This is a genomic window from Paenibacillus sp. 01T422 (assembly GCF_056398785.1).
This window is the reverse complement of the sequence record NZ_JBFTQB010000906.1, coordinates 1-2,589: the sequence shown is the minus strand read 5'-3', so window position 1 is coordinate 2,589 and position 2,589 is coordinate 1. Positions and strand designations below refer to the sequence as shown.

General features: G+C 39.5%; 3 protein-coding genes and 1 pseudogene. 2 read left to right on the top strand and 2 right to left on the bottom strand.

The window, feature by feature from the left end; genetic code table 11:
• Positions 1 to 191: 191 nt before the first annotated feature.
• Together AC1DUA_RS33250 and AC1DUA_RS33245 are read right to left on the bottom strand one after the other, a co-directional pair.
• A pseudogene (locus AC1DUA_RS33250) lies at positions 192 to 284 on the bottom strand (DUF805 domain-containing protein); the annotation flags it as partial.
• Positions 285 to 329: 45 nt separating this feature from the next.
• Positions 330 to 1,466 (bottom strand): MORN repeat-containing protein, encoded by a 1,137-nt coding sequence (locus tag AC1DUA_RS33245; protein ID WP_477503802.1) that lies wholly within the window; start codon positions 1,464 to 1,466, stop codon positions 330 to 332.
• Positions 1,467 to 1,877: 411 nt separating this feature from the next.
• On the opposite strand from AC1DUA_RS33245, the gene AC1DUA_RS33240 reads away from it, so the two are divergent.
• Positions 1,878 to 2,120, top strand: coding sequence for a hypothetical protein (locus AC1DUA_RS33240; protein WP_477503801.1), 243 nt, complete (start codon positions 1,878 to 1,880; stop codon positions 2,118 to 2,120).
• A gap of 1 nt (position 2,121) precedes the next feature.
• The gene (locus AC1DUA_RS33235; protein ID WP_477503800.1) at positions 2,122 to 2,514 is read left to right on the top strand and encodes a retropepsin-like aspartic protease; all 393 of its coding nucleotides are present in this window, start codon (positions 2,122 to 2,124) and stop codon (positions 2,512 to 2,514) included.
• Positions 2,515 to 2,589: the final 75 nt, after the last annotated feature.

Here is a 2,589-nt window from a genome sequence, read left to right as displayed (position 1 = left end):
ATTATAAATAAGGTAATTAATTATTTCATATACAATTTCCAGTATATAAACAAATGACACAAAAAAGAGCAACATCGAATTTTTCGAGGTTGCTCTTTTAATTTTATAGATTAAATATTTTCTGATGGTCGTAATTAGGATAATCCGTTATACAAATAGCTTAGGATTGGGCCATATTTGTTCTCATTGGGCTAACTATCCAGGCAGTTAACTACGGGAAGAATATTGGATCGAACAATAGGGATTAAACTAATCATAACCCACCATGCGCTCCTCCCTCTTTCATGGAGTCTCCGACATTAATCTGTATGATTAGATCACTTAAGAACTTACTTCAGTATATCGCCCTTTGTCGGAATGCGCACTCCCTGAGGCATATTAAAGGAAGATACACCGGAGGACTGCTGTACGCCAGGATTCCGTATCGTGATACTAATCTTCAGGTTGGTGCTTCCCACGTAGCTTGTTCCATTGCCTGTTGGTATATTTTCTACAACTTCTCCTTCATAAGCAAGCTTGCCGTTATCGTACATCTTGCCGGTTCCGTTGGCATTTCCATTCACGAAATCGCCGTCGTAGGCAATCGCGCCATTCATATAAAATTTGCCTTTCCCCTGATAAATACCATCCTGATGCTCTCCGTCATAATAAAGTGTTCCATATTCGTAGAACTTGCCTTTCCCTGACATGACTCCAGATGCGAACTGGCCTACATATTTATCCCGCTCATCATCGGTAATAAATGTACCCGTTCCGTTGTATTTACCGTTCTTGAACGTTCCTGTATACCTTGTTTTTCCATTCGAATGATATTCAGTTCCCGTTCCCTCAGGAATGACCGAATCCGAGGTAACCTGCCCAGCGTATTGCAGATAACCTTCGGGCGCATAAATTTTGGCATCACCCAATTTATTACTCTCCGGACGTGTCATTTCCGAATATAAGCTGCCATCCTCGTTGTAACCTATGTCCTGTATGACTCCATTGACTTTTTTTCCTTCTGAGCGCAGTTTCCCGTCTTCGAAAAACGTTTTACCGGCCAATGTTATTTTTCCATTTACGAATTCGCCTTCATAACGCTTTTGTCCGTTCGGGTAATACGCTGCCCCTTGTCCATGCGCCACACCATTTACTACTTCACCTATGTATTTGTATGTTATATCGGACATTTTGACCGTCGTTTCTTTCACAGCAGCGCTAGGCTTATCCGCTTTGGCAGGCACTGACGATGCAGTCGCTGGCATGCTGGCAGTCGCCGCTCCATTCGCTCCATCCTTGGAGGCGCTGCCCGGTACTGTTTCATTGGCAAGGACAGGAGGAGCGTTCTGACCAAGTGGTGTGGAGCTAGATGGTTCAGACCTTACGTAGACAGGCTGGGCCGTGATTTTCCCATACAGGTTGTAGGCCAATGTTCCACTAATAGCAAGAAGAGAACCTAACAACAAAATAGCGAGCACATTCTTCATGTTGTCACCTCAAAGATTATTTAGTTTTGGATATCATCCGCATGACTCAAATACATATATTTCCTACATAGACATCTGTTTTCTACGTTAACATACTAGAGTTAATATTGAAAGTATCGTCGGGATACATTCTTTTCAGCAGAAAAAACAAAAAAACCTCTCATTTTGAAAGGTTTTGAAGACCCTGCTAATCCATTAGCCCTTTGAGCTTATTTAGCCTCACCATTCATGCAAATCAATGACTGAAATGGCCAGTTACAATATTGCTCAATATGATTATAAGTGATTAATAATTTGGAAGATTAATAATGTTTCCAAACGGATGATTTATAATTACCTTCATAATCTGAAGGAAAAATCAATAGTATGATATAATTAAGAAGGTTATCAACAAACGGAGGTGTGATTACTATGCAATGGCAGGAAGTTCGCAATATTTATCCTGATCAGTACGTCCTTCTCGAAATTTTGAATTCCCATACTGAAGAAAACATTCAATACGTTGATGAAGTTGCTTTGATTAAAGCTATTGCAGATCCAGATGATGCAACTAAAGAACTTTTACAGTGCAGACAAAATAATATTGTTTATCATACAGGTCAAGATCAGATCACTATAGAACTCAGAAAAAGTGCCTTCTACAGAGGCCGATAAGATGCGAATTTACCTAATTGACCATTTACTCCAAACATCAATAGTGCTTTGTTATAAAGGAAACTCTATAACAATCGATAATTTAGTCATAGATACCGGTGCCGCGCATACACTTCTATCCTCAGATATCGTGTCACAGATCGGAATTAAATTTGAAAATGGGGACAAGGTTGTACGAAGCTTTGGTATCGGCGGAGACGAGTATTCATTTCAAAAACGTGTCGATCACATCCAATTAGGCTCATTTGTTCTAAAAGATATACCTCTTGATTTTGGTGTTTTTCATGAAGAGATTAATCATATTAATGGATTGATTGGTCTCGATCTATTGAAAAGCGGTGAAATGATCATTGATCTTAAAAAGATGGAGATGTACTCTACTCAATCTAATTAATCATGTTACCAAAAAAACTAGCCCTACTCCCACTCACTTAACACTGATAAGATAACAGCCAGGCTTAATATACCC

What these genes read in the sequence shown, in the direction of transcription:
- AC1DUA_RS33240 (WP_477503801.1), top strand. Translation starts at nt 1,878, where the DNA reads ATGCAATGGCAGGAAGTTCGCAATATTTATCCTGATCAGTACGTCCTT.
- AC1DUA_RS33245 (WP_477503802.1), bottom strand. Translation starts at nt 1,466, where the DNA reads ATGAAGAATGTGCTCGCTATTTTGTTGTTAGGTTCTCTTCTTGCTATT.
- AC1DUA_RS33235 (WP_477503800.1), top strand. Translation starts at nt 2,122, where the DNA reads ATGCGAATTTACCTAATTGACCATTTACTCCAAACATCAATAGTGCTT.